Source organism: Tannerella forsythia, from assembly GCF_001006485.1.
GTDB classification, from domain to species: Bacteria; Bacteroidota; Bacteroidia; order Bacteroidales; family Tannerellaceae; genus Tannerella; species Tannerella forsythia.
The window spans coordinates 1-408 of sequence record NZ_JUET01000074.1 but is presented as its reverse complement, the minus strand read 5'-3'; the positions used below and the strand labels follow the sequence as shown (position 1 = coordinate 408).

1 protein-coding gene is annotated in these 408 nt (G+C 41.7%); it reads left to right on the top strand.

Translation table 11 applies throughout. The features are described 5' to 3' along the window. Nucleotides 1-58: 58 nt before the first annotated feature. Nucleotides 59-408, top strand: a 350-nt coding sequence (locus Tanf_RS16700) for a diguanylate cyclase domain-containing protein (protein ID WP_046825286.1), incomplete at its 3' end; no start/stop codon positions are given.

Genomic DNA, 408 nt, shown 5'->3' with positions numbered 1-408 from the left:
GGATCATTGGTCAGGTGAGATTTGGAACCGTAATAAGCACGGCGTCGTTTACCCACAGATGATTACGATTACGGCCATTAAGAACAGCGATGGCATGACGCAAAATTATTTAGCCTTGTTTACGGACATCACTTCTTTGAAAGAACAGCAAAAACAACTTGAGCATATTGCCCATTATGATGTGTTGACCCAGCTACCGAATCGATCCTTGTTAGCGGATCGGCTACAACAGGCTATCTTTACATCCCAACGGCACAACTCTTTATTGGCGGTGTTATTTATTGATTTAGATGGCTTTAAAAAAGTTAACGATCAACACGGGCATGATGCCGGTGATGAGTTATTGATTGAACTGTCAAAACGAATGAAAATTGTTTTGAGAGAGGAAGATACATTGGCCCGAATTGG